Genomic DNA, 23,263 nt, shown 5'->3' with positions numbered 1-23,263 from the left:
TAACATCACTGGTTGGACCAGTTACGCTTTGGGCGTGCGCCCCGTCTTGGCGATCCGTCATGGCGTCTCTATAAGAACCCCTCCGCAATTGTCTTGCGGGAGGTCCGAATGGCAATATTTCACATGGTAATGCGAGGCCGCGAAGCCTAGGTCTCACCCGGCGTCCGGCGAAGGTTTGCCCTTCGCGCCGCTGCCGGGTCGAGTACAGGCTTCTGCCGATGCCGGTCGCCACCCGATATCCAGGGCGCGCCGCCACCTATGCCGAACCTCCGCAGCCCCGGGCGAATTGCCCAGCGCGGTTTTCAATTTTCGACCTTACCGGGACCGGGCGCGTTTGCGCCCGGATGACATCATGGCTCGTTTTCGAATCGATCTGCGCGCTAGCGCCTTTCGCAGCGTTCTTGGCTTCACGCTCAGCCACTGGCGACGCCAGCCGTGGCGGCTGTCGCTGATCATGGGCGGCTTTCTGCTGTCGACGCTGGCCGACGTCTTGACGCCGCTCTATTCCGGCCGGCTGGTCGATGCCGTCGCCAGCAGTGCGGCGGCCGACGATGTCGCGTGGAATGCCGCGATGGCAGCCTTCTTCGCGCTCATCGGCCTGGCGCTGACCGGCGTGGTGCTGCGTAACCTCGCCTTCATGGGCATTGTCGAGCTGACGCTCAAGATGATGGCCGACATCGCCGCCGACGCGTTCCATCGCGTGCAGCGCTTTTCGACCGACTGGCATGCCAACAGCTTCGCCGGATCGACGGTGCGCAAGGTCACGCGCGGCATGTGGGCGCTCGACCTGCTCAACGACACGATCCTGATCGCGCTTTTGCCGTCGGTCGCCATGCTGATCGGCTCGACGCTGCTGCTCGGCTGGTTCTGGCCGCTGATGGGACTGGTCGTCGCGGTCGGCTCGGTGCTGTTCATCATGGTGACGGCGCTGCTGTCGCTCGGCTATGTCGCGCCAGCAGCACGGCTTGCCAATGGCTGGGATACGCGGCTTGGCGGCTCGCTTGCCGATGCGGTGAGCTGCAACACCGTGGTCAAGGGCTTTGGTGCCGAGACGCGCGAGGAAACGCGGCTTGCCAAGGTCGTTGCCAAATGGCGGGCGCGCACGCGCCGCACCTGGGTGCGCGGCACCATCAACGGCACCACGCAAGGCGCCATGTTGCTGGTGCTGCGGACGGCGGTGATCGGTCTGTCCCTGATGCTGTGGACCTGGGGCCAGGCGAGCGCCGGCGATGTCGCCTTCGTGCTGACCTCGTTCTTCGTGCTGCAGGGCTATCTCCGGGATATCGGCACGCATATCCGCAATTTGCAGCGTTCGATCAACGACATGGAGGAGCTGGTCGATTTCCAATCTCAACCGCTTGGCATCGAGGACCGGCCCGGCGCTGCGCCGATCCGGATCACGCAGGGGGCTATCGGCTTCGACAAAGTCACCTTCCATTATGGCAGTCATCGGCTGCCGCTCTACCGCGATTTTTCGGTGGAGATCGCGGCCGGTGAACGCGTCGGGCTGGTCGGTCATTCGGGCTCAGGCAAGACGACCTTCGTCAAGCTGATCCAGCGCCTCTATGACGTCAGCGGCGGCAAGATCCTGATCGACGGCCAGGACATCTCGCAGGTTGCACAGGCGTCGCTGCGCGCGCAGATCGCCATCGTCCAGCAGGAGCCGATCCTGTTCCACCGCTCGCTGGCCGAGAACATCGCCTATGCCCGGCCGAACGCCACGCAGGCCGAGATCGAGCATGCCGCGAAGCTCGCCAGCGCACATGACTTCATCACCAGCCTGCCGAAGGGGTACGGGACGCTGGTCGGTGAACGCGGCGTGAAACTGTCGGGCGGCGAGCGTCAGCGCGTGGCGATCGCGCGTGCCTTCCTGGCGGACGCACGCATCCTGATCCTGGACGAGGCGACATCGAGCCTCGATTCGGAATCGGAAGTGCTGATCCAGCAGGCGATGGAGAGGCTGATGGTCGGCCGCACAACGCTGGTCATCGCGCATCGGCTGTCGACGGTGCGAGCGTTGGACAGGCTGCTGGTGTTCGATCGCGGCAAGATCGTCGAGGAAGGCTCGCATGACGAGCTGATCCGGCTGAAGGGCGGTATCTACCGCCGCCTGTTCGAGCGCCAGGCACTGGAACTGACCAAGGGCCTGGTGGTCTGAGCTGAAAGCAGAGCCCTATCCGAGGGGATAGGGCTCTGCTTGGTTCATCCAGGCATTCTCTCGAATGGTTGGAGCACGGGATCGATCGTGTCCCAGGCATGGCCGCGCACGGTGTAGGTGACCGCTTGCGGATTGAACTGGCCGGGATCGTCAAGGCTGGTGGCGTGGATTGCTGTCACTTCCGGCATGGCGACGAAGGTCAGGTAGAGCGGCGTTCCGCAGGTCGGGCAGAAGGCCTGGATTTTCTCGTTTCCGCTGTCTGCGATCATCCGCCAGGTGCTCGGCTGGCCGCTGATCTCAACGTCAGCGCGCCGGCCGAAGGTTACATAGGAGCCATGACCCGTGCCGCTGCGCTTCTGGCAATCGAGGCATTGGCAGTGATTCTGAAAGATCGGCTCCCCGCTCGCCTGATAGCGGATCGCGCCGCAGGCGCAGCCGCCGGTAAAGTGCCTGGTCATTGTGGTTCTCCTGCTGGAAACTTGCTTCAGGCCGATTTCGGTTTGGCGAACAGGTCGATTCCGCTGCCGGTTTCGAGGTAGGATTTCATGCTGGACAGCACGGCCGGCCAGCCCTGGCTGATGCCCTTGGCCATGCCGCTGCCGGCTTCGAGCTCATCATGGGTGACGGTGAGCCGGACCATGGCGTCATATTCCTCGATGGCGAAGGTCACCCGGCTTTGTTTGGTCGGGTCGTCGGCTTGGGACGCGTTGGCCCAGGTCATGACCAGACGGGTCGGCGGCGAGATTTCGACGACCTTGCCGACGAGTTCGACGGTGCGCTCGTCATTGGCGCGGATGTGTTCCCATTTCGAACCCGGCTTCCAGTCTGAGACGTTCTCGTGGGCCCAATAGCGCTTGGCGATATCGGGCTTGGTGATGGCCTCGAACACCTTTTGCGGCGTCGAGCGGATGTAGGTCACATAGACAAAACTGGTGGTTTCCCGGGTCATTGGTTGTCTCCTTCGAGTTCCTGTTTCAAGTCGTGCAGCAGGCTCAGCCGCTGCCGTTCGAATTTGCGTACCCACCGCTCGTAGACTTCGTGCAGCGGCACGGGGTTGATGAAATGCAGCTTTTCGCGGCCACGCTTGACCGTGCTGATCAGATTGGCCGCCTCCAACAAGTCGATGTGCTGGGTCGCGGATTGCCTCGCCATGTCGAGGTTTTCGCAAAGCTGGCCCAGCGTCTGTCCGTTCTTCTCGCACAGAAGATCGAGCAGCTTCCTGCGTGTCGGGTCACCCAGCGCTTTGAAAACCTTGTCGGCGTCCATCGGTCTCACTCATCTTGCAATCACAATATGCAGGTAAATACCTGCATGTCAACTCGCAACCAATCGTAACCCGGAAGGGGGAGGGATCTGTTGATGTCAGATGGGAGTCGGATCGATGCCGCCGCAGGCGAAACATCGAATGGAATCAATGGGCAAGACCCATGCTGGCGCATGGGAATACGGCACGGCCGCTGTGGAGTTGTGACTAGGTTTTAACGACGAATTTGTCCGGATCGGCGCAGAAATGGGCGATGATCTGGCAAAGATCCGGCTCGTTGATCATGCGCACGGCCTCGGCCGCGTTGACCCATTTGCGGGTGCGCGCACGCTTTTCCTTCCAGCGGTCGGAGACGCGCTCGACCTGCATTGGAAACACCAGCACTTCGCAAGGCACTTCCTCGCCGGACGCCAATGCCTTGGCGTAGAAGTAACGGCCCGCCTCGAAATGAGAGATCTTGCCGCGCAATCCGGCTTCCTCGCCGGCTTCGCGCGCCGCGGCCTCGCAGAGCGGTTCCCTGGCCTCGGGCCAGCCCTTGGGCAGCACCCAGCGGCCGGTGTCGCGGCTGGTGATCAGCATGATTTCGATGCCGTTTTCGGTGGTGCGCCAGGGTAGCGCGGCAACCTGAAGACGGCACGGCGCGGTGCCGAAGAGTCGCCGGACCCTTTCGGCCATATGGCTGTGCGTCGTTGGTCTCGTCAGCATCGGAGAAGCTACCCCAGCCCTCAGAATCGTTTGCCGTCACACGAATCTTACGGCGAAGTGTAAGTCATAAAAGTAAAAAACGTCACACCAACCCGTCAAAATCCGCCAACAGGTTTCGATTCAACAGAATATTGTGTCTTGCGGCGCCAGTCTCCACAGCAAACCGCGCGGGCCTTGCCACTTGGGCGGATAAAGGGGTGCTGCGAATCAGCCGGCGTGATCGTCGGCGATCGGCTTCTGGTAGGTAAAACCCATATCCCAGGGAAAGTAGATCCAGGTGTCCTGGCTGACTTCGGTGACAAAGGTGTCGACCAAAGGCCGGCCTTTCGGCTTGGCATAAACCGTGGCGAAATGCGCCCTGGGCATCATGGCGCGCACGATGCCGGCCGTCTTGCCGGTGTCGGTGAGGTCGTCGATGATCAGCACGCCGACGCCGTCATCGGTGAGCAGCGCCGGTGTGATCTCCTTCAGCACCTGCAACTGCCCTTGGCTGGTGTAGTCGTGATAGGAGGCCACGCAGACCGTCTCGATGACGCGGATGCCAAGTTCGCGCGAGATGATGGCGGCGGGAACAAGCCCGCCGCGGGTGATACAGACGATGGCCTTCCACTGACCCTTGTTGGCGCCGGCAAGCCGCCAGGCGAGCGCACGGGCGTCGCGGTGGAACTGGTCCCAGGAGACCGGAAAGGCTTTTTCGGGAAGGGACATAGCTGGTGCACTCCGCGCGCCGAGGGAATGCGCGCGGAATTAGCCGGAAAGCCTTGGCCTTGGCAAGGGCCGGATCAATTCTCGCTCAGCGCGACAGGAAAGCCGCCACCGGCACGGTGCGCAACACGGTGCGTGTCACGCCGCCGAACAGAAGCTGGCGCAGCCAGGAATGGCTGTAGGCGCCGAGCACCAGAAGGTCGGCGCCGGTTTCTGCGATCCGGGTCTGGATGACGTCATCGATCGAGGCATTGCCCGACTGCTGCACCGAAACACTGACGGTGGCGCCGTGCCGGGAGAGCGCCGCGGCGATCTCCGCGCCGGCGGCCTCCGGATTGTCGTCCAGTGTATCCGGCGGATCGATAACCAGAATATCGGTCTTCTCGGCTTCGATGATGAAGGGCAGGGCGTCGAAGGCGGCGCGTGCGGCTTCCTTGCTGCCGTTCCAGGCCAGCAGCACATGTTTGAATGTGGTGACGAGTGGACCCTCATGCGGCACCACCAGCACCGGCCGGCCGGCATCATAGACCAGCGTGTCGACATCGGCGCTCGGATCGCCGCCGGTCTCGCGCTGCGCGGCGATGATCAAATCGGCGGCGCGTACGCTGGAAATGCCGGTCAGCGCACTGTCGCCCGAAAAGCTCTCGAGGCTGCGCCATTCAAAGGAAAGGCCCGTTTTTTCGATCCGCCCGAGGAAAAGCGCCTGCAGTTTTTCGGCGCGCTCGCGATTCATGTCGGCGGAGACCTGCAGGAACTCGGTGTCGGGAAAGCCGGTGGCGGAAGTGTAGGGTACGGGCAGCGCTTCGGCATGAATGCCGATGAGATGGCTTTCAAACCGGTCGGCAAGCGGGATGGCGCAGTCGAGCACGCGCTCGGCATCCTGTTCATTCTGCAATATGGCGACGATGGTCTTGAAGCGCATCGGAAATCCCTCAAATCTGCCGGCGCCTGATGCGCCCGAAGGAAAACGTCAGAGTATGGCGCTTGGTTCCGGCTCGGCGATGGGCCGCGAACCCAGCTCAGCTGGCGGCGGTGAAGCCGGCCACCATCGCCTCAACGTCCTTGCGCGCCGAATCCAGCGCCTCCTGGCTGCGGGCGCGGACGACCAACTCCGTCCAGAATTTGCCGTCGCCATATTTCGGGTAGGAACCGATGATCGTGTCTGGATGCGCCTTCTGGATGTCGCCCAAGGGACCGCCGATCAGGCCTTCGCCGAACGGGCAATGGACGGTGGCCGACAGCATCTTGGTGCCGGCCTTCAGCGTCGGCACGACATTGTCGAGCATGGCCTGGAAGATCGCCGGCACGCCGGCCATGACATGGACATTGCCGATGCGAAAGCCGGGCGCGACGGAGACCGGGTTGTCGATATGGTCGGCGCCGCGCGGCATGCGTGCCATGCGCTTCCGCGCCTCGGTGTATTCGATGCCGCGCGCGGCATAGCTCTCGCCCAGCATGGCATAGGCCTTGGCGTCGTATTCGCATGGAACACCAAAGGCCTTGGAGATCGAATCGGCGGTGATGTCGTCATGCGTCGGGCCGATCCCGCCGGTGGTGAAGACATAGGTGTAGCGGGCACGCACGGCATTCACCGCCGCGACAATCTCGTCCTCCTCGTCGGGGACGATGCGCACTTCCTTCAGGTCGATGCCGATGGCCGTCATGATGTCGGCGAGGTGGCCGATGTTCCTGTCCTTGGTGCGGCCGGACAGAATCTCGTCGCCGATGACGAGCATGGCGGCAGTGACGATTTCGGGCATGGAAGGCTCCGGTGGAAGGTGCCTCAGGGCAGACGGATCGCCTTGGGCAGACAAGATCGCCTGAGATAGCGCGACATGGGACGGGCGGCAATGCCGTCAGAAGCCGGCAGGCTGCCTTGCCGCGCGTCCGGCGGTGGGTGATGGTGCGCGCCGGTTCGCTCCCGGGTGAAACATGCTGGTATCGATTCTGTTGTGGCTGCTTGGCGGTCTGCTTCTGCTGGCTCTCGTCATCGTCGCCTCCCTGGTGGCGGCGACGCTCTGGATTGCGGCCAAGGCCGAAAGACTGGTGCCGGCCAGCGGACAGTTCGTCGACATCGACGGCAACCGCATCCACTATGTCGAAACGGGCGAGGGGCGGCCGATCGTGTTCGTGCACGGACTTGGGGCGCAGCTCCACCAGTTCCGGCACACGCTGTTTAGCCGCTTTGGCCCGGGCTACCGGCTGATCGCGCTCGACCGGCCGGGATCGGGCTATTCGGTGCGGGCGAGAGGCGCCACCGGCCGATTGCCGGAACAGGCCGAGATCGTCAGGCGCTTCAACGAAACGCTCGGACTGGAAAGGCCGCTCGTGGTCGGCCATTCACTGGGCGGCGCCGTCACGCTGACCCTGGCGGTGGAACATCCCGAGGCGATTTCCGGCATCGCCTTGCTGGCGCCGCTGACGCATCTGGAAGCCGGCGTGCGCGAGAAGGCGGGCCTGCTCTATATCCGCTCGCGGCTTTGGCGCCGGATCATGGCCTATACCGTCGCTGTACCGACAAGCCTCCGATATGCGCGGCAGACCCTGGAGTTCATCTTCGCGCCGCAGGCCGTTCCCGCCAACTACATGGTCCATGGCGGCGGATGGCTCGGGCTGAGGCCGAGCCATTTCCATGCGACCTCCACCGATTTCGTGGCGGTCGAAGAGGATCTTGGCCGCATTGAGCAGCGTTACGGCGAGATCGCCATGCCGGCCGGCATTTTCTTCGGTACTGCCGATCGCGTCATCGACATGCGCATCCACGGAGAGCCAATGAAGGACAGGATCGGCGGGCTCGATTCCGAGACGGTCGATGGCCTCGGCCACATGCCGCAATTCGCCGAGCCGGACCGCGTCATCGCCTTCATCAAGCGCATCGCCGAGCGGGCATTTTTGCCATAGGCATCACCGCGGCCTCACGACAATTTCACTGAACCATTCGGCGGATATCCGGATTTACTCCGTGTCGCACCCAAGGCGGCAGATACGGAGTAATTCAATGTACAGGAAACTTTTCGCAGCATCTGTTCTGACGATCGGTCTCGCCACGTCGGCGATGGCTCAATCATCTGACGGAACCTCCTCCAACCATCGCAGCTGGTGGCCGTTCGGCAACGAGCAGTCCTCGACCGTCGACCAAAGCACCACCGGCAGCATCAATTCCGACGGCTCACGCGGCCAGGACTATATCGGCTCTGCCGGGCCGTGTGCCTCTGACCCGTCAGGACCCTACGGAAATGTGAGGCCCAACGTGAACGATCAGTATTGCGGCAAATAATCGACGCAGACTCTCGACTGACCGGCAGGATGCCTGAAACAGGCATCCACGGCCGGCAGCGATATCAAACAACCAAGGATTAGTCGGAAACTTCGGTCTGTGGCCGATCGCGGCCGTCGGCCAGTTCGTCGTGCCACTTGCCGTCGGCATCCTCATACTGGATGCCGTCTGTCGCGCCGGCGACCTGCTGCTCGGCCGAGGCGATCTCGGCGGCGCGCAGAGCGTCCTGGTGGGTGGGGAATGTCTCCGAGAATGTCGAACCGACCTTGTAGGCCCAGCCCCCGTCATGCTCGACGATCTTGTAAGTCAGCTTCGCCATGAAATCCTCCGGTTCGTCCGTTCGTTCAATGCGGCCCGTTCTTCAATGCAATTTGGCGTCGGGCAGCCGGTCTTCGGGAACCAGCACTTCCGATTCCTTGGCCGCTTCGATCAAGGCCCGGCGCGCATCGGCCGTCGAACGATAACCTTCCAGCACTTTGAGGCAAGTGTCGAGAGCATCACGATGGCGCGGGCCGCGATTGAGCGGCCAGACCGTCATCAGACACTCCGCCGCTTCCTGGGCGCTGCGGATCTGGCGATATTTGCCGACATGGCCGAGTTCGACCACGACGGGCGTTTCAAAAGGTTTGTTATCCATGATGGCCGCAACGCAAAGCAGCCAATTTGGTTGCAAAAGTGGCAGTCAGCCTGCGCCCAAACGTCTCAGTAGCCGCAGTCGTTGCGCAGCCAGCGCGCGTTGGCCCAGCCGGTTCGGCCCTTGAAGTCGATCTGGTACCAGTTGCCGCGGCGGTCGAAGATTTCGGTGTGGTCGCCGTTGAACAACTGGCCGATCATGCGCGACGACGAGTTCGGCCGCGCGCGTACGGCGAGAAACCCGCTTCCCGTATCCAGATCGTAGTGCCTGGACAGGCCATGCACCGTACCTTCGCAATATTGCGCGCCAACCGGAGATGATACAGCGAACGACAGCGCGACGACCAGAGCGGCGGCCACGGGATAGATTGCCCTTGATGCCATGACTTTGCTCCCAACCCGGCCGCCAAGGCGGCCTTACCCCCACGGAAACAGTGCGGTCGGATTAAAGCGAAGCTGCGGCAGCCTGTCCAGCAAATGCGTTTTTGCGCATCCGTCGGTGCAGCCGCTCAGTCCTTCATCCAGTGCTGCATCGTCGTTACCGAGCGGGCGAGCTGCGGCGCCGGATGGATTTTCTCGCCAAAGGTGGCGGCGGCGCGCCAGCCCCAGCGCGGATCGGCGAGGAAGGCGCGAGCCAGCGCCACCATATCGGCGCGGCCGTCGGCGACGATCTCTTCGGCCTGGGCGGGATCGTCGATCAGGCCGACAGCCCGCGTCGGAATGCCGGCGCCCTTGCGCACCGCTTCTGCCAGATGCACCTGATAGCCGGGGCCGATCGGCAGCTTCTGCAGGGGCGAATTGCCGCCGCTCGAGCAGCAGAGATAGGCAACATCAAGCGCTTTCAAGGCCTTGGCCACTTCGATCGCATCCTCCACCTCGAAGCCGCCATCGACCCATTCTTTCACCGACAGGCGCGTGCCCAGCATCAGCCTGGGAACCGCCTTGCGCACCGCCTTGACGATTTCGAGCAGGAAACGCATGCGGTTTTCCAGCGATCCGCCCCATCGGTCTGTGCGCTGGTTGGACAGCGGCGACAGGAACTGGAAGATCAGGTAGCCATGCGCGGCGTGCAGTTCGAGGAAGTCGAAGCCGGCGCGCTCGGCCCGCCTTGCGGCTTGAGCGAAGCGCTCGACGAGCTGCAGGATCTCATCCTCCTCCAGCGCATGCGGCACGTTCCAGCCGGTGTCGTAGGGAACAGCCGAGGCCGAGACGGTCTGCCAGGGATCCTCGCCCGGCTGCAGCGGACCGCCGCCTTCCCAGGGCTTTCTGTTGGACGCCTTGCGCCCGGCATGGGCAAGCTGGATGCCGAATTTCGTCTCCGGGGCGGCGACGCGCCTGGCGGCATACAGCGTGCGCCGGGCGGCGGCCTCGTTGTCGTCTGAGTAAAGACCGTGGCAGCCATGGGTGATGCGGCCGCGCCGTTCGACATCGGTCATTTCGACGGTGATCATGCCGGCGCCCGACATGGCCAGGTTCATCCAGTGATAGAGATGCCAGTCGCTGGCCGAGCCGTCATCGGCGGAATATTGGCACATCGGCGCCACCGCGATGCGGTTCGGGAAGGTCAGGCCATCGAGGGTGATCGGCTGGAAAAGCGCTGCGGTCATCAAGAAACTCCGGGGAGGGGGCTTGAGCTATGTAGGTGATGGCAGTTGCCGGCACCAGACACGAGGCGGTGAAAGCCTCGCCGTTTCGGTTGCGCGCAAAACGGTTCGCGGCTCTATCTATTTGTTTGACGCAATTCCCAAGGGAAAGCGCTTCGCGCTTTCCCGGGAAAACCGCTCACACTTTTCCTGGAATTGCTTTAGGCCATGGCGCCGACAGCATGGAGTTCATCATGGAAGATCGCATCCGTATCCGCTCGGAGGAAGTCCTGTCCGACGACTGGGCAGTCCTAAAGAAGACCGTCCTCGACTATCGCCGGCGCGATGGGCAGTGGGAGACGCAGATCCGGCAGACCTACGATCGCGGCGACGGCGCTGTGATCCTGCCTTACGATCCCGAGCGCCAGACGGTGCTGCTGGTTCGGCAGTTCCGCTATCCCGCCTATGTCACCGGCCACCGCGAACCGCTGATCGAGGCCTGCGCCGGTCTGCTCGACGAAAACGATCCGGAAACCGCCATCCTCAAGGAGGCCGAGGAAGAGCTCGGCTATCACTTAGAGAACATCGAGCGGCTGTTTGCGCCCTATATGAGCCCGGGCAGCGTGACCGAACGGCTGTGGTTCTTCGTGGCGCGCTACTCGCCCGCCGACCGCATCTCGGCCGGCGGCGGCGCCCCGGAGGAGGGCGAGGACATCGAGGTGCTCGAAATGCCGCTCGACGAGGCGCTCGCCGGCATCGCCGACGGCCGCATCATCGACGCCAAGACGATCATCCTGATCCAGCACCTGAAACTGTACCCGCTGAAGGCTTAGCTCCGCGAAGCTCGGCGGGCCTCACTCGGTGGGCTGCGGACAGGGTGGCACGTCCACTTCGCGGATGAAATTGCGCAATTCCTCCATATCCCCGGACAGAGGCCGATCGTCGGAATAGTGCGCTATGTTCTCCCGGACCATGCGGTAGATGGTGTCGGTGCCGCGCGCGCGTGCACCGCGCTCGGCCAGAAAATCATGGGCTTGCGCGGCGGCCATGAGTTCGATTGCCAAAATGTATTCCGCGTTGTCGATAACGGCGAGCAGCTTGTTGGCTGCCACCGTTGGATGCGCCAAAAAATCCTCTTGCAGGCCGGATGTGACGCCGCCGTCGGTCGCCGCCGGAGCGGCCAGGCGGCGATTGACGTTGCTCAGCGACGTGGCGGTGTATTGGGCAATCATAAAGCCGGAGTTGCTGCCGTCCTCATCGGCAAGGAAGGGCGGCAAATTGTTGACCAGGGGATTGACGAGACGGTCGATCCGACGTTCGCTCATTCCAGCCACCTGCGCCAAGGCGATCGTCAGGCCGTCGGCTGCCTGTCCGAGCGCCGGCGCCACCGCATGCGCCTCCGAGACAACCTGGGGATCGTTCAACGACCCGAACACAGCCGGATTGTCGGTAACGGCAGCCAATTCGCGGTCGACCAGCTCGGCGGACCGGTCCAACACCTCGCGGGCGGCGCCATGAACATGCGGCACGGCGCGAAGACTGAGTGCGTCCTGCGTGCGACCGCCGTGAGCAAGCGCGATGAGCGCGCTGCCGTGAAGCCAGCCGCGCAGCGCTTTGCCCACATCCTGAATGCCGGGCGAGGGCCGCATCGCCAGGATGGCTTCGCCAAAGGCCGGCATTTGTGCGCCTGCGGCTTCAAGCGTCAAAGCGGCCGCGGCGTCAGCCCATCCCAGCAAGCGCTCCGCGCGCTGCACGGCGATGCTGGTCAGGCCGGTCGCGCACGCCGTGCCATTGACCAGGCTCAAGCCTTCCTTCGCGCCAAGCTCCAGGGGCTCCAGACCCATTTCCGCAAGCGCTTCCAGTCCGCTCATCGAGCGACCCGCCACGGTTGCACTGCCTTCACCGATCAAGACCAGTGCCACATGGGCGTTGTGCGTCAGATACCCGGCCGATCCCCTGGACGGCACGTCGGGAATGCAGTCGCGCTCGATAAAGGTGAGCAAGTTACGGACGATCTGAGGGCTTACACCGGAATGGCCATGCGCGAAATTTGCCACTTGGGCGGCAATGATGGCGCGCACGCCGCGTCTCGGCACCAGGTCACCGACGCCGCATGCGTGACTGCGAATGATATTGCGCGACAATTTCTTTTGCAGCGCAGGCGCCACCACCTTGCTTGCCAATGCGCCGACCCCGGTATTGACGCCATAGGCGCGGATACCTTTTTCGACGATGGAAGCGACGATCTGGTTCGCAAAGGTGATCCTCTCCCACGCTGCCGGACTGAGCGCCAGGGATTCGCCTACGCTCACTTGCGCGATGTCGCGCCAGCTGGCGTTGCCATCTATCGTTATTGTCATTGGTCGTTCCGAAAATAGCGCTGTGGATGGGCAAGCGCTGTTGGGTCGCTCGAAAGGCTGGTGAGACCTTGCTCTTGGCTCCGTAGCGCAGAACCGCGATGTATAGTGACGATGGAATCGGCGATTGATGCGACTGGAGCGACGTCGTGGGTCATAAAACGCTGATCCAGCACCCGAAGCTCAATCCGCTTTCGGATTGAACCACGGCTCCATTTCGGCGCTTGCATTATCGGGCTTGACCCGCGAATCCCTGTCACCTAGTCGTCCGGAAGTTGCAAGGACACCCGGAATGGCGCGTGGCGCAAAGGCATGGCTGAAGCGAAGCAGCGCGCGGGCATCTCGATACAAAGCTATGCTTGTCGCCGCCGGCTATCTCGACATTTGAGGCGGCTGCTTCGGGTGGCCTGCCCGTTTCAGATGTGGGGCGCGAGCCGATGTATAGCGGCTTCTTTGTACAGCTTGGCCAACTCGTCCTCGACCTGCCTGGCTGCAGAGTCGGTGCTTTCGAAGTGTTGCATCAACTGATGCCGGAGTAGTGCGAGTTGCGCCGGGCGATAGATGGGCCCACTTCTCGCGATTTCGGGGTTCAGGGTCGCGATCATGGTCAATTTGCCTTGATGGGATCGATCTTCGTCAGCCGCTGCCTGGCCTCGACCACGCGCCGTCGCGCCGAGCGAATTCGGCAACACAAGGCGAGGTTCACGGCGACCCCGCACTCTTCATCGAGCAAGTTTTCAGCGCGTTCGAGATCCAACTTTGCCCGGCCGACACGCTGTCGTGCTCTGGCCAGCTCCAAGTTCATCAGGTCCATTGTTCCGCGTCCTTTTGGGTTGCGATCCCTTCGGAACACCAACCCCTGCCGAACGCTTTGGTTCCTGCGACGTATTGGCCGATAGCCGCCAAGGCTGCCAACAACCTCCCCCACACTATCCGCAGTGGAGTGCGATTATTGTGCGAACTGGTTCAGGGCTGTTGGGTCGATTGTCGTCAGGCCGGACTTCACGACTCGCCGCCGTGCAGAGCGTATCCTGCTGGACAAAGCGAGGTTCTCAGCCACCATTTTCTCGCTGAGTGCAAGCGCAAGCTCGGTTTGTTTGATGCGCTGCTGCTGGGCATCGGCGAGTTGCTTGGTCAGAAGATCGGCTGCCATTCTGGATCCAGGGTCCGCGGGATTCATGAGCTCCTAACACATAGCGGGCGAAATCGTTCCCTATTGTCGGGCGAAACCGGCGCCGCATCAAGGGGGGTGGCTGAGGTTGAACCGACGAGATATCCCAAGATCGACGTCGTGGGCGCGCACCTGTCGGCACGCCAAAAGAGTGCGACGAACGCAGGCGGCGTTTGGGCCGAGCGCCAGGGAATCCAGAGGCGACGACGAGCGGGAGCAACCCGATCACTCTGATCAAGTTGCCAAGTTGGCGACTTGAAGCCCGCGGCCTCACGGTGGCGGGCTGTTTAGAATGGTCAGGCTGGCTACAGCTTTGACAGGTACGGTTACGGCCTCATCAAGCGGAGGTATCAATGGTCTCGGCGATTGGAAATCAACATCGGCAGGTACCGGAAACTCAACCGAAGCCCGCAAAGACAGAGGCGGGCGAAGTGTTTGCGCCTGGCAAAAGCGCAGACAGCGTAGGACATCGCGCCAAGGCTATGGTGGCAGAAAGTGGCGACACAGATCCTGGTGCGCAGGGGCGCGCCGCGTCGACAATCGCCAGAATGGATATTACCGTTTTGACTCCTCCGAGCGAAGAGCCGCCTTTGGAGTAGCTCGGGCGGCCGTGCCGGCTGCCTCACGGTGGCGGGCTTCAGTCTTTGTGCAACACGATGTAGCGACTGCTCACCGCATTCGCGCCCAGCCCCGCGTGACGACAACCGTCCTGTATCCCGCGGGAAGGGAAGCTGTAGCGGATGGGTCGACCGGACTGCATCGCCCGACGATCTCCCCGTTGGGGGCGCCTGCGAGCCTGTCGGCCAACGCAGCCTGGCATTCGTCAAGGGATACGAACATCTTGGCCGGTGACGGATCGAGCGGTTTGCAGACAGCCTGGCTTGGGCTGCACGACAGCAGAACCATCATTGCTGCAGTTGCCGGATCCATTTGCGAGTTTCTCCCCTTTTGTGGACGAAATCTCAACGCGGAAGCGGGGACTTTGTTTCGCAACTGCTAAAATATCAGAGCGTGTGTGGGAACAAGAAGCGGCTATGTCGGTTCTTTGGGCATGCGAGGCAAAATCAAAGATCCGCCGCCGAAACCCAGCCCAAAGAAGACGCCTGTCCGTCCAGACCAGGACGCATCGCCGGAGCCTCAACACGTCAATCCGCCACCGCGAGATGTGCGCGAGGCGCCGGCACCAAATCCAAACGGCGATAAAAAGTCTTGACGGCCAGCCCGCCGACCAAGAAGCCGTTTCTGAGGCAGCCACCAGCGAAGACGTAGGCAGCGTGTTCGAAGTCATCTTGGAGGCGATGAAGAACCGCGCCGGCGGATGGGCCTAGAATCTTCACGGCGGCGCCGAAGGGCAGCGGTAAGGTGCGCTTACGTGCAGCACGATTTGCGGATTAAGCAGGACCCATGACCAGCGTCTGGGTCGCATACTGTTTGGTCGGTATCGTGGTGGCACTGGTGGTGTTATGGTCAATGAGGCTACAGCGGCTCCTCCAATCTCTGAGTGACGCGCATATGTGAGCCTGTGCCATTTCGAATGAGATTTGTCGGCATCAATCTTGCAGCTCAGGTTTGCCGGCTGACCCCGGTCCTGATCGCGTACTCTGATCAGGTTTGTGAGGCTCGCCGGGCTTGAGGTCGTGGGGGTCTTCGCCCGGCGAGTTTGCCACTTGCCGTCCTGCCAGGATGCGTGATGCCGTTTTGTACGTTTCCGTACCATCTTTTTTATTGAAAGGCCGGTTTCGGCAGACTTATAAAACGCGACGTTGCCACTGCTTTCGTATGGAGGCTGCGATGGATAGCGTGGAGCCGAACGGCAAGGTCTCGCCGTGCATTGAAGTGGTCGAAGCCTGCGGCGAATGGTTCGTCCGCGTGGTCGAGGATGACCAAGAACTAACCCGATCCTTCGAACTGGAATCGTTCGCTCTAGCCTTCGCGGAAGGCCAGCGGATGCGCCTGGGGCTTGCCGACTTCAAGAGGTTGTAATCGCTACCCAGAGAAGTATCAAAAGTCGACGTGTCGACGTTCTATTAGCATATTGGCAATCGCGCAATTAAGCCTATCGGGCTATCCTCGCAACTACCAGCACTGTCGTTCAGCAGGCCGGCAGGAACGAGCCCGGCGATAGCTTCAAGGCTGTTCGGGCTCACCGTGAGGAAGGCTGGTAGGGGGACCATCACCAGCGCAAGCAGATATTACCATCGCCACAGCCGCGCTCGGCGTTTCTTCGCCAGCGGTCAGCCTGATTGGCACCCTGATGACGCTGGACTTTGCCCACGCCCCTCTGCTTCCATTCAGGCGTTGGGTCCATACATGTGCGAGATCGCTAAAGGATCGGCGAAAAAATTAGCAGTAGCTAAGATTGCTCCTTTGCGCTTAAGCGCGCTGTAATCCGCCTCGAACGATAAAGCCGGAACCAGTCACATGGCTGGCAAGCCGACTATTGGAGAAAACGATGAAAAAGCTCCCCTTGCTGCTGGCGACTTCTGTCGGTGTGCTGGGCATTTTCACGGCAGCCAGTGCCTTCGCAAGCCAGGTCTCCGATCACGCTGGTTCAGCAGCGACCATTACCAGCGGCGACCAGAACGATGATGATGATGCGGTCGAGGCCGACGCCAGCAATGGCCACCAGAATGACGATAGCGCCACCGCCGGCCCGCAAAAGGGGTAGTGACGACCAGGGTGAGGATTCCGATGATGCCAGCGGTGATATCGGTGAGCACCAGACCGGTGAGCACCAGACTGGCGATCATCAGAGTGGTGAGCACCAGAGCGGTGAGCATGCCGGTGGCGAGGGCGGCGGCAGCGGTGGCGAGGGTGGTGGCGAAGGTGGTGGCGACGGCGGCGGTGACGACTGACGCAGGCGGCTTAGCCGGATACCCGAAGGACCAGTTGCCCCAGATGTAAGCTTCGGCTAAATTATCTTGCGACGAGAATTCAAACCCTTACCCTCGTCAATCTCTGACGCCCGCTGGCCCCTGGCGGGCTTTTTTCTGGTGAGGACCCTATACCGGTTTTCCGTGGTGAGTGTTCCGATCGCGTTACCACTGATCACTTTATACCCGCCAACATCTGTAACGCCGGCGCCACGTCTATGACGCTGCACGCAGGCTTGTGCGAGACCGTCGCCTGGCTCTGGGGCGGGCCGGTTCCGCTGCCACGCTGCCAACACCGACAACGCCCTCACGTTCCCTTGCACTCGTCACTTTGTGCAAGCGCTCATATGGCAACAACTCTTTGACGCGTGCACTGAGCGCAGCGATTTCTCCCCGCATGTCCTCGCATTCCTGCCTCTGGATATCGGACTGCATCTGTTCGGATGCGTATTGGACAGAGATCTGCGAGAGGTCCGCAGTCAATCTCGAAAGGCTCAGCTTGTCAGCTTCGCTCTCTTTCATGAGGTCAGAATACCTTTCATCTGCAACCTGCTTTTCGGCCATGGTATCGCTCCATTGAGCCGTCAGCCTGGCGATCTCACCGGATGCTTCGCTTGCCTTGCTCAGCGCCACATCCAGTCGCGATTGAAGGCTTTGAATTTCAGAACGCAAGCCGCGTATCTCCGCAAGAGTGCGTGCGCGTTCGGCTTCCCTGTCGTCTTCCGCGATGCGTGTGGCTTCCGTCATTTCCGACAATTTCGCCTGCATGATCTCAAGCGACTTCTGCAGCCGCGTTTCCTCTTTCTCGCTCTTGCCAAGCGCAGCCAGCAGTTCGGAATGCCGCGCCGCATCGTTGGCATGGATGGTCGATAGCTCATCGAGCCTGCGCCGCGCCTCAGCTTCGCGCTTTTGTGCCTTGTCGAGGTCGATCGAAAGCCTCACATGCTTTTCCCGCAAAGTGTCGTTTTCCCGTGAGCGCCTATCGGCCTCGGCCGTTCTCACCGAAAGAGCTTTGGCAACCTCGCTGAATTCCGCTTCCCGCTTTGCGCTGGCATTGGCTGCCTCCACCAGTTCCAGCCTTACTGCGGCCAGCGCACTGCGGAGAGCGTCCCTGTCCTGAACCAGACTCACCTCACGCTGCTGCATGGCACCGAACGCGCTCTCGTGCTCGCGCTGCTTCCGCGTCACATCGTGCAGTTGTTCGGACAGGGCCTTCTGTTCCGCAGTCAGGTTAGCGTTTGCTATTTCCAGTTCGTTGGCGCGAAAGAAGTCTGCTTGAAGGATGTGGAAGAATTCGCGTGTGTAGTGGTGTGAGGTTGCAACCTCCAGAAGCTTCGCTTTGACTTCCTCCAAATGCTCCTCCGCATCGTTGAACAGCCTCTCAAAAGAGCCCAAAGCATCGAGCCGGCTCTGCGTATGCGAAGTCAGCTGTCGCGGAGCTTCAATGGAAACGCCCTCAAGTTGAGGGGCATCGGTCTCTATCGCGAGGTCGTCTTTCGGGACACTATCGTCCTGCGATGGGGCCATATCATCGAGGCTCAGGGAGTTGTTCAAGGCCTCGGCTAGCTCTATCTGGAGTTCCTCGGCAGCCTTTTCCACTTTGTCATAACGTTTGATAAAGTTCGGCAAATTCATCTCAAGCACTCCCTACGCAACATAACCTTTTCGACGCCACTTTAAGCCACCTTTGAGGCGAGAGGTTCATGCATTTGAAGGTCAAGATGCTAGAGTGATTACAGCGCTATCCGTGGATATCTACGAGCTTCGGATATATCCGTCACCTGACCTCAAGACACGCTGACCGAAACAGGCACCGGCGGGGCCTTCTGCGGTCAGGACAGATCGCGGGACTTCCGCCAACGCGCAGCGCGTGCTTGTGTATCCAAAATTGGAAACGCAACCGCAGGTTTCGCGCATTCCATCGGATACATGCGTTAAGCATCTATTCGTTCATGAGCGATCGCGGCATTCTCTTCCTGGACGAATGGATGGCAGAACACCTTCTGCACGTCACCAACGATGATCCAGCCACGGCCGTCGACCTGGCTGACCAGGTGATTGAAGCGGCGAAAGAGCACGGTATAAGCGCCGACGAGATCAGCGAGGAAGTTGGCAGCGTATTCAAAGTCATTCTCGATATGATACAGCGTCGCGGAAGCGATTGGGCAGAGTAGAACCTTCCTGCCGCGAGAGATGCGATTGTGCCCTACACCGCTCCTCCTTCGTGATAAAATATTATCCCCCGCGGATCGGCTGGCTCGGCGCCACGTCTCTTGCCGGGGGCGGGTGGCACGAGATCAGAGAGCTTGGTCATTTTCGGGAAGGGTTGCCGATAAGCGGAGTTTTTCGCTTCGGCAGGACGTAGCTTTCCACCAGGCGGACATGCTCGGCGTCGACCGTCACCAACGGCCGGAGGCTGATGGTTACCTTATCGCCGTCGATGCGAGTGACATGGCCGGTCAGCTCCATATGCTGGCCGATCACGGCCTTTGAAGTGGAATCGACAACCGAATGCGGGAAGGCATAGGAGGGGATCGTCACACTGATGCGATCGTGTGTCACCCGACCGCGCACAACCGCCGTGACGGCGACTTCATCGCCTACCTTGATATTGCCCCGAGCCATGCCGATGATTCTGGTGCGGCCGGCGCCTTAGTCAAGGGGATGCTAATATGCCCTTGCGGGTGGGGGCTTAGGGACTTCAGTCTTAGTTGAGCGGTCGCTAATATTCATGTAGCTTGGGCAGTGCGGGAAACCCGAATACCAAATGTCCCATGGGTAGCATCGGGCCTGTTCGCCGCATCATCAGAAGGCTGTCCTAAGTGCTCTCAACTGTATTGCGGGAAAAGCTGGTTTGCGAATGCGGTCGAATCGGGTATTTGAAACTACGAGAAGACGCTCAGCCCCTCAGCGGCACCTGGGAATCCTACAGCTTGGAGGGTTTCGAAGGGAGCAGCCTGACGATCACTAGTTCGGGAAATATTCCGGGCGACAAGTTGGCCTATCTCCATCCTTTGTGTCCTCAATGCAGTCAGTGGGGCAAGGTGAAGTATGCCAGCCGTGCCTGAGCCCGCAAGACATGCTCGAATGGATCGTGCGCAAGTAGGCGCTACCCAGCCATAGATGAGTGGCCGGCAGGGTTGGGTTGCCTTGTGGGGCTAATGTCATGCCGGCCACTGCGGGTGAGTTTGGTCCCCCGCGCGGATGACCCTATGAGTATATTAGCAATCGCGCAATTAAGCCGTATGGACTACCTCGCCGTAGGAGGCTGCGCCGGCCCTGTCGGGTTCCATTGAACCTAGCTTTCTGCCCGGTGATTTTCTCGATCGATTTCATAAGCGGCCCGTGGACCTCACGAAGCGCTCGGTAGTGCTCAACTGTGGTACGCCAGGAGCGGCCGGACGATGCTGTTGTGCATCCTCTGCTGCCACGAGAAAGCGGTCGATTTCAGCCTGCGATAGTTGCTTCGAAGGTTTGAACGCTGTGGTGAACGCACCGTCTCGCGTGCGAAGTGTTTCGAAAAGAGACGCTAGTGCGGCATGCGGCTTGCTTCGTACGAACCGGCAGGAGGTAACTATGATACTTTCACGAGATCGGGACGAAGACGATATGATCGTCCAATGCCCTAACTGCAAGCGAATGATGATCCGCAAAGGGCGCATGATCAAAAGCGCCAAGTCTCTGACATGTGAGGCTTGTGGTAATGAGATTCGCCTGACTTATTCGTACAAAATGGCAATCTTTGAAAACCGCAGGCCACCATCATAGTTTGTCCGGCCGAATTGCCAAATGCTCGACGGTTGGCTGGAACAGGAAAGTGGCCGACGCCAGGGGTTGGGAAACCTCGGGTGGGGCACGCGCCGGTCAAAAACAGGCAGGGAGCAACCCCACCCAGCGCCCCGTAGTGACGGCAGGCCGCGCCCCCAAACCCATGACCCAGCGCAGCCTACCGTCCCATAAGGTACGCGGAGACAAAGCAAGTAGTTGCAGAGAAAATGGCCGGCGTCGTGTGAGTTGGGGACTCTGGTGGGTTGGCGCCGGCCAGGGCGGTTTGGGGTTGCACCGCTTGGAAGTATAAGCGCGGCAGTGGCGGCGAATATGGTGCGATCGCGCAGGTCAGTCGCTGGCCGGCAGCATCAGCACCGGACCGTCGCCAAATCAAATCGACACGATAGGCCAAGCTCAGGTTCTTGCAGAAAGGCTTCTACAGCTTGAGATTGACATGGGTCGACCGGATTTCGCAGCGATCGATCTCGGAGGATCTGCCAAATTGGCTCTGCCGGCTACCCCTACAGCCACCCTAGCCTAATGTCATTAGGGTAGCCAGAAATTCGACTAGGGAGAAATTGCTGATTGATTTCAATGTGGTGCGGACGACGGGAATCGAACCCGTACGATCAGAGATCGAGGGATTTTAAGTCCCTTGCGTCTACCAATTCCGCCACGTCCGCAGGCCAGCCCTTTTCAGACGCCAGCGGAAACCCGTCAAGCCATCTTTTGCCGAGTGTCGCCGCTCGAACTCATGAAAGGTGGTTCGTGATTTTAAAACAATTGGTTGTGGCGAAAATCTCAGTCGCCGGCGACGCTCAGAACTTGTAGCTCAGGTTCACACCGACCGTGTTCAGCTTCACGTCCTGATTGCGATCGTTGAAGGGTTCCGCGACGTCATAGTGCTCGGAGCCAAAATCATAGTAGCGATACTGCGCGCCGACGATGAACTTGTCGGTCAGCGCGTAGTCGACGCCGGCACCCACGGTCCAGCCGACGTTCGTGCGCGTGCTGGCGAACGACGTCCCCGCGACTTGCGACGTTTCGATGCCGGCAAAGGCGACGCCGCCGACGCCATAGACCAGCACGCGGTCCATGGCGAAGCCCGCCTTGGCGTTGACCGACCCGAACCACTTGATGTCGGTGCCAAATATGCTTCCCAGCCCCGATTCCGCTGTGCCGTCGACGGCGGAATAGTTGAGGTCTGCCTCGGCGCCGAGCACCGCCTGGTCGAACTGCCAGAGGCCGGCGACATGGCCGCCGACAAAACCGCCGTCAATGTCGGTCGAGATCGAAAACGGCGCGTCTTCCGTCACTGATATGTCGGATTGGCCCCAGCCATAGCCGGCCTGCAGGCCGGCGTAGTAGCCGGTCCAGTCGAAGCCCGGTTCGGTCATCGGCACTGCCATCGGGTCGGCGGCAAAAGCCGGCGCGGCCAGAACAATCAGCGCACTTGCGAACGTCAGGCGACGCATTGAGTTCTCCGAAATGGCGGTTCAGAAGACGTCTTGCCGGAAGGTAACCCTATTCGCCGCAAAACGGAACCCATTGTTCAACAATCGAAATACGCCTGTTGCTGGGCGCTATTCTCTATTTGGCGTCGATGAAGTCCAGCGCCGCCTGGCTGTATTCGTCCGGCGCCTGCAGCATGGCGAAATGACTGGCATTGGGCAGGATGATAAGCTTGGCGCCCGGAATGACGGAGGCCATATATTCGGTGTGTTCGCGCTTGATCGCCTCGTCGTGGTCGCCGGCAACGATCGCGGTCGGCGTGGTGATCTTGCCGAGCTGTTCCTTGGTCCAGGCCGGCTCCGACTCCCACATGTGGCTGATCTGCGCCACGAAGGCATCGTACTGGTCCGGCGTCTTCGACATCTTCTTGTAGTCGCGACCCGAGCGGTCGATGTAGGCGGCAAAGGTCTTGTTGGTCATCACGCCGGGGTCGACGCCATCGGTGGTGACATTGGCGGCCTGCGCAAAGAGCCTGGTCAGCCGCTCCGGATGACGCAGCGCGATGTCGATACCGATAATGCCGCCGTCGCTCCAGCCGACAAGAGCGGTCTTGTCGATCTTGAGGTAGTCGAGCAGAGCCAGATAGTCGGACGCCATGAGGTCGTAGCCGTAAGGTTGCTCGGTGCGGGTGGAGCGACCATGGCCGCGGCTGTCGGCGACGATCACCTTGTGGGTCTTGGACATCGTCGCCACCTGGCTCGCCCAGATATCGGCGTGGCCAAGGCCGCCATGGATCAACAGGATCGGATCCCCGGAGCCGAAAACGGCGTAGTACATCTGGATGCCGTTGACCGGGGCATAGCCGGTCTGATCCGGTTTGGGCATTGCCGCCGGCTCCGGCAGCGTCAGCCAGCGCTCCTCGGCGGATGCAAAGCCGGCCGAGATCAGGAACAGGGTGACGAAGACGAACGCTTTCAGGAACCGGGCCATGCCTTCACCTCAGGAGGTTTCGTCCTCGGGTCGTTTCGGCCTCGGACGATTGCGAAGGCCGATTTAACTGTCTTCCCGTGTGCGGAGTCAACGAACGGGGTTTCGGGCTGGCGGCGTGAATTGAAATTTCAATCCGTGCCGCCCGCCGCAACGCGTCCGGTTCCGCCTGTGACGGCAATCGCAACAAAAAACCCGCCTCGCGGCGGGACATTGGCGCAAATCAGCACCATCTAAAAAACAATAGCATAAGTGCCGGCACAAATAAACATCGCCGAGCGGATTTCGCCCGCAATCGCTGGTCAAAGCCATGCCGGCTTGGCACAGTCG

At 61.0% G+C, this 23,263-nt stretch carries 27 protein-coding genes and 1 tRNA gene; 8 read left to right on the top strand and 20 right to left on the bottom strand.

From position 1 onward, the window contains the following. Nucleotides 1–352 precede the first annotated feature (352 nt). Nucleotides 353–2,158: an ABC transporter ATP-binding protein gene (locus tag AC04SH_RS28155; protein WP_488577428.1), complete on the top strand. Its 1,806-nt coding sequence runs from the start codon at nucleotides 353–355 to the stop codon at nucleotides 2,156–2,158. 44 nt (nucleotides 2,159–2,202) lie between these two features. Here AC04SH_RS28155 and AC04SH_RS28150 read toward each other — a convergent pair whose 3' ends face one another. The 7 genes from AC04SH_RS28150 to AC04SH_RS28120 all read right to left on the bottom strand — a co-directional run bounded on the left by AC04SH_RS28150 (nucleotide 2,203) and on the right by AC04SH_RS28120 (nucleotide 6,592). Then, nucleotides 2,203–2,616: a GFA family protein gene (locus tag AC04SH_RS28150; RefSeq protein WP_488577427.1), complete on the bottom strand. Its 414-nt coding sequence runs from the start codon at nucleotides 2,614–2,616 to the stop codon at nucleotides 2,203–2,205. A 26-nt stretch (nucleotides 2,617–2,642) separates the two neighbouring features. Beyond that, on the bottom strand, nucleotides 2,643–3,107 hold the full coding sequence (locus tag AC04SH_RS28145) for an SRPBCC family protein (protein ID WP_488577426.1): 465 nt from the start codon (nucleotides 3,105–3,107) through the stop codon (nucleotides 2,643–2,645). Beyond that, nucleotides 3,104–3,424, bottom strand: a complete 321-nt coding sequence (locus AC04SH_RS28140; RefSeq protein ID WP_112567254.1) for an ArsR/SmtB family transcription factor — start codon at nucleotides 3,422–3,424, stop codon at nucleotides 3,104–3,106. The genes AC04SH_RS28145 and AC04SH_RS28140 overlap by 4 nt, the downstream gene beginning before the upstream one ends. A gap of 205 nt (nucleotides 3,425–3,629) precedes the next feature. Beyond that, the gene (locus tag AC04SH_RS28135) at nucleotides 3,630–4,127 is read right to left on the bottom strand and encodes an NUDIX hydrolase (protein ID WP_477351501.1); all 498 of its coding nucleotides are present in this window, start codon (nucleotides 4,125–4,127) and stop codon (nucleotides 3,630–3,632) included. A gap of 207 nt (nucleotides 4,128–4,334) precedes the next feature. Beyond that, complete coding sequence (gene gpt, locus AC04SH_RS28130) at nucleotides 4,335–4,835, bottom strand: xanthine phosphoribosyltransferase (RefSeq protein ID WP_477341624.1); 501 nt, start codon at nucleotides 4,833–4,835, stop codon at nucleotides 4,335–4,337. An 85-nt stretch (nucleotides 4,836–4,920) separates the two neighbouring features. Continuing rightward, nucleotides 4,921–5,754 carry a universal stress protein gene (locus AC04SH_RS28125; protein WP_192251083.1) on the bottom strand — a complete coding sequence of 278 codons (834 nt, stop codon included), beginning with the start codon at nucleotides 5,752–5,754 and terminating at the stop codon, nucleotides 4,921–4,923. 97 nt (nucleotides 5,755–5,851) lie between these two features. Beyond that, complete coding sequence (locus tag AC04SH_RS28120) at nucleotides 5,852–6,592, bottom strand: competence/damage-inducible protein A (RefSeq protein ID WP_477341618.1); 741 nt, start codon at nucleotides 6,590–6,592, stop codon at nucleotides 5,852–5,854. Between the two features lie 172 nt (nucleotides 6,593–6,764). Here AC04SH_RS28120 and AC04SH_RS28115 point away from each other — a divergent pair, with 172 nt between their 5' ends. Both AC04SH_RS28115 and AC04SH_RS28110 read left to right on the top strand, forming a co-directional pair. Continuing rightward, nucleotides 6,765–7,733 carry an alpha/beta fold hydrolase gene (locus AC04SH_RS28115; RefSeq protein WP_488577425.1) on the top strand — a complete coding sequence of 323 codons (969 nt, stop codon included), beginning with the start codon at nucleotides 6,765–6,767 and terminating at the stop codon, nucleotides 7,731–7,733. Between the two features lie 97 nt (nucleotides 7,734–7,830). Further along, the gene (locus AC04SH_RS28110; RefSeq protein ID WP_488577424.1) at nucleotides 7,831–8,109 is read left to right on the top strand and encodes a hypothetical protein; all 279 of its coding nucleotides are present in this window, start codon (nucleotides 7,831–7,833) and stop codon (nucleotides 8,107–8,109) included. A 79-nt stretch (nucleotides 8,110–8,188) separates the two neighbouring features. On the opposite strand, the gene AC04SH_RS28105 is transcribed toward AC04SH_RS28110, so the two are convergent. From AC04SH_RS28105 to AC04SH_RS28090, 4 genes are all read right to left on the bottom strand, one after another. After that, nucleotides 8,189–8,428 (bottom strand): DUF2188 domain-containing protein, encoded by a 240-nt coding sequence (locus AC04SH_RS28105; RefSeq protein WP_112567278.1) that lies wholly within the window; start codon nucleotides 8,426–8,428, stop codon nucleotides 8,189–8,191. A gap of 42 nt (nucleotides 8,429–8,470) precedes the next feature. Continuing rightward, on the bottom strand, nucleotides 8,471–8,749 hold the full coding sequence (locus AC04SH_RS28100; RefSeq protein WP_352560999.1) for a DUF982 domain-containing protein: 279 nt from the start codon (nucleotides 8,747–8,749) through the stop codon (nucleotides 8,471–8,473). 62 nt (nucleotides 8,750–8,811) lie between these two features. Next, the gene (locus tag AC04SH_RS28095; RefSeq protein WP_488577423.1) at nucleotides 8,812–9,126 is read right to left on the bottom strand and encodes an SH3 domain-containing protein; all 315 of its coding nucleotides are present in this window, start codon (nucleotides 9,124–9,126) and stop codon (nucleotides 8,812–8,814) included. A gap of 125 nt (nucleotides 9,127–9,251) precedes the next feature. Then, nucleotides 9,252–10,349 (bottom strand): NADH:flavin oxidoreductase/NADH oxidase, encoded by a 1,098-nt coding sequence (locus AC04SH_RS28090; protein ID WP_488577422.1) that lies wholly within the window; start codon nucleotides 10,347–10,349, stop codon nucleotides 9,252–9,254. Nucleotides 10,350–10,579: 230 nt separating this feature from the next. Between AC04SH_RS28090 and AC04SH_RS28085 the strand changes: the two genes are divergently transcribed. Next, the gene (locus tag AC04SH_RS28085; protein WP_488577421.1) at nucleotides 10,580–11,158 is read left to right on the top strand and encodes an NUDIX domain-containing protein; all 579 of its coding nucleotides are present in this window, start codon (nucleotides 10,580–10,582) and stop codon (nucleotides 11,156–11,158) included. 21 nt (nucleotides 11,159–11,179) lie between these two features. On the opposite strand, the gene AC04SH_RS28080 is transcribed toward AC04SH_RS28085, so the two are convergent. The 4 genes from AC04SH_RS28080 to AC04SH_RS28065 form a co-directional block, all read right to left on the bottom strand. After that, nucleotides 11,180–12,685 carry an HAL/PAL/TAL family ammonia-lyase gene (locus AC04SH_RS28080; RefSeq protein WP_488577420.1) on the bottom strand — a complete coding sequence of 502 codons (1,506 nt, stop codon included), beginning with the start codon at nucleotides 12,683–12,685 and terminating at the stop codon, nucleotides 11,180–11,182. A 413-nt stretch (nucleotides 12,686–13,098) separates the two neighbouring features. Then, nucleotides 13,099–13,287: a hypothetical protein gene (locus AC04SH_RS28075; protein ID WP_488577419.1), complete on the bottom strand. Its 189-nt coding sequence runs from the start codon at nucleotides 13,285–13,287 to the stop codon at nucleotides 13,099–13,101. Nucleotides 13,288–13,289: 2 nt separating this feature from the next. Continuing rightward, the gene (locus AC04SH_RS28070; protein WP_488577418.1) at nucleotides 13,290–13,496 is read right to left on the bottom strand and encodes a hypothetical protein; all 207 of its coding nucleotides are present in this window, start codon (nucleotides 13,494–13,496) and stop codon (nucleotides 13,290–13,292) included. A gap of 135 nt (nucleotides 13,497–13,631) precedes the next feature. Next, nucleotides 13,632–13,835 (bottom strand): hypothetical protein, encoded by a 204-nt coding sequence (locus AC04SH_RS28065; protein WP_477238340.1) that lies wholly within the window; start codon nucleotides 13,833–13,835, stop codon nucleotides 13,632–13,634. Between the two features lie 1,809 nt (nucleotides 13,836–15,644). On the opposite strand from AC04SH_RS28065, the gene AC04SH_RS28060 reads away from it, so the two are divergent. The 3 genes from AC04SH_RS28060 (at nucleotide 15,645) to AC04SH_RS28050 (ending at nucleotide 16,708) form a co-directional block, all read left to right on the top strand. Further along, a complete protein-coding gene (locus tag AC04SH_RS28060) occupies nucleotides 15,645–15,836 on the top strand; it encodes a hypothetical protein (RefSeq protein WP_477238338.1) in 192 nt (63 codons plus the stop codon). 469 nt (nucleotides 15,837–16,305) lie between these two features. Then, nucleotides 16,306–16,521, top strand: a complete 216-nt coding sequence (locus AC04SH_RS28055; RefSeq protein WP_488577417.1) for a hypothetical protein — start codon at nucleotides 16,306–16,308, stop codon at nucleotides 16,519–16,521. Further along, entirely contained in the window at nucleotides 16,472–16,708 is a 237-nt protein-coding gene (locus tag AC04SH_RS28050) for a hypothetical protein (protein ID WP_488577416.1), read from the top strand. Before AC04SH_RS28055 ends, AC04SH_RS28050 begins: the two co-directional genes overlap by 50 nt. Before the next feature lie 234 nt (nucleotides 16,709–16,942). Here AC04SH_RS28050 and AC04SH_RS28045 read toward each other — a convergent pair whose 3' ends face one another. Next, the gene (locus AC04SH_RS28045; RefSeq protein WP_488577415.1) at nucleotides 16,943–18,361 is read right to left on the bottom strand and encodes a coiled-coil domain-containing protein; all 1,419 of its coding nucleotides are present in this window, start codon (nucleotides 18,359–18,361) and stop codon (nucleotides 16,943–16,945) included. A 317-nt stretch (nucleotides 18,362–18,678) separates the two neighbouring features. Here AC04SH_RS28045 and AC04SH_RS28040 point away from each other — a divergent pair, with 317 nt between their 5' ends. Beyond that, nucleotides 18,679–18,900, top strand: a complete 222-nt coding sequence (locus AC04SH_RS28040; protein WP_477238332.1) for a hypothetical protein — start codon at nucleotides 18,679–18,681, stop codon at nucleotides 18,898–18,900. Between the two features lie 136 nt (nucleotides 18,901–19,036). Here AC04SH_RS28040 and AC04SH_RS28035 read toward each other — a convergent pair whose 3' ends face one another. From AC04SH_RS28035 to AC04SH_RS28020, 4 genes are all read right to left on the bottom strand, one after another. Then, nucleotides 19,037–19,351 carry a hypothetical protein gene (locus AC04SH_RS28035; protein WP_477238330.1) on the bottom strand — a complete coding sequence of 105 codons (315 nt, stop codon included), beginning with the start codon at nucleotides 19,349–19,351 and terminating at the stop codon, nucleotides 19,037–19,039. Nucleotides 19,352–21,091: 1,740 nt separating this feature from the next. Further along, a tRNA-Leu gene (locus AC04SH_RS28030) sits at nucleotides 21,092–21,177 on the bottom strand. 135 nt (nucleotides 21,178–21,312) lie between these two features. Next, entirely contained in the window at nucleotides 21,313–21,969 is a 657-nt protein-coding gene (locus tag AC04SH_RS28025) for an outer membrane protein (RefSeq protein ID WP_488577414.1), read from the bottom strand. Between the two features lie 115 nt (nucleotides 21,970–22,084). Continuing rightward, the gene (locus AC04SH_RS28020) at nucleotides 22,085–22,936 is read right to left on the bottom strand and encodes an alpha/beta fold hydrolase (RefSeq protein WP_488577413.1); all 852 of its coding nucleotides are present in this window, start codon (nucleotides 22,934–22,936) and stop codon (nucleotides 22,085–22,087) included. Nucleotides 22,937–23,263 lie beyond the last annotated feature (327 nt).

This window comes from Mesorhizobium sp. CNPSo 4688 (assembly GCF_057784295.1).
The sequence above is the reverse complement of the archived record's forward strand: the minus strand, read 5'-3'. Positions and strand labels throughout refer to the sequence as shown.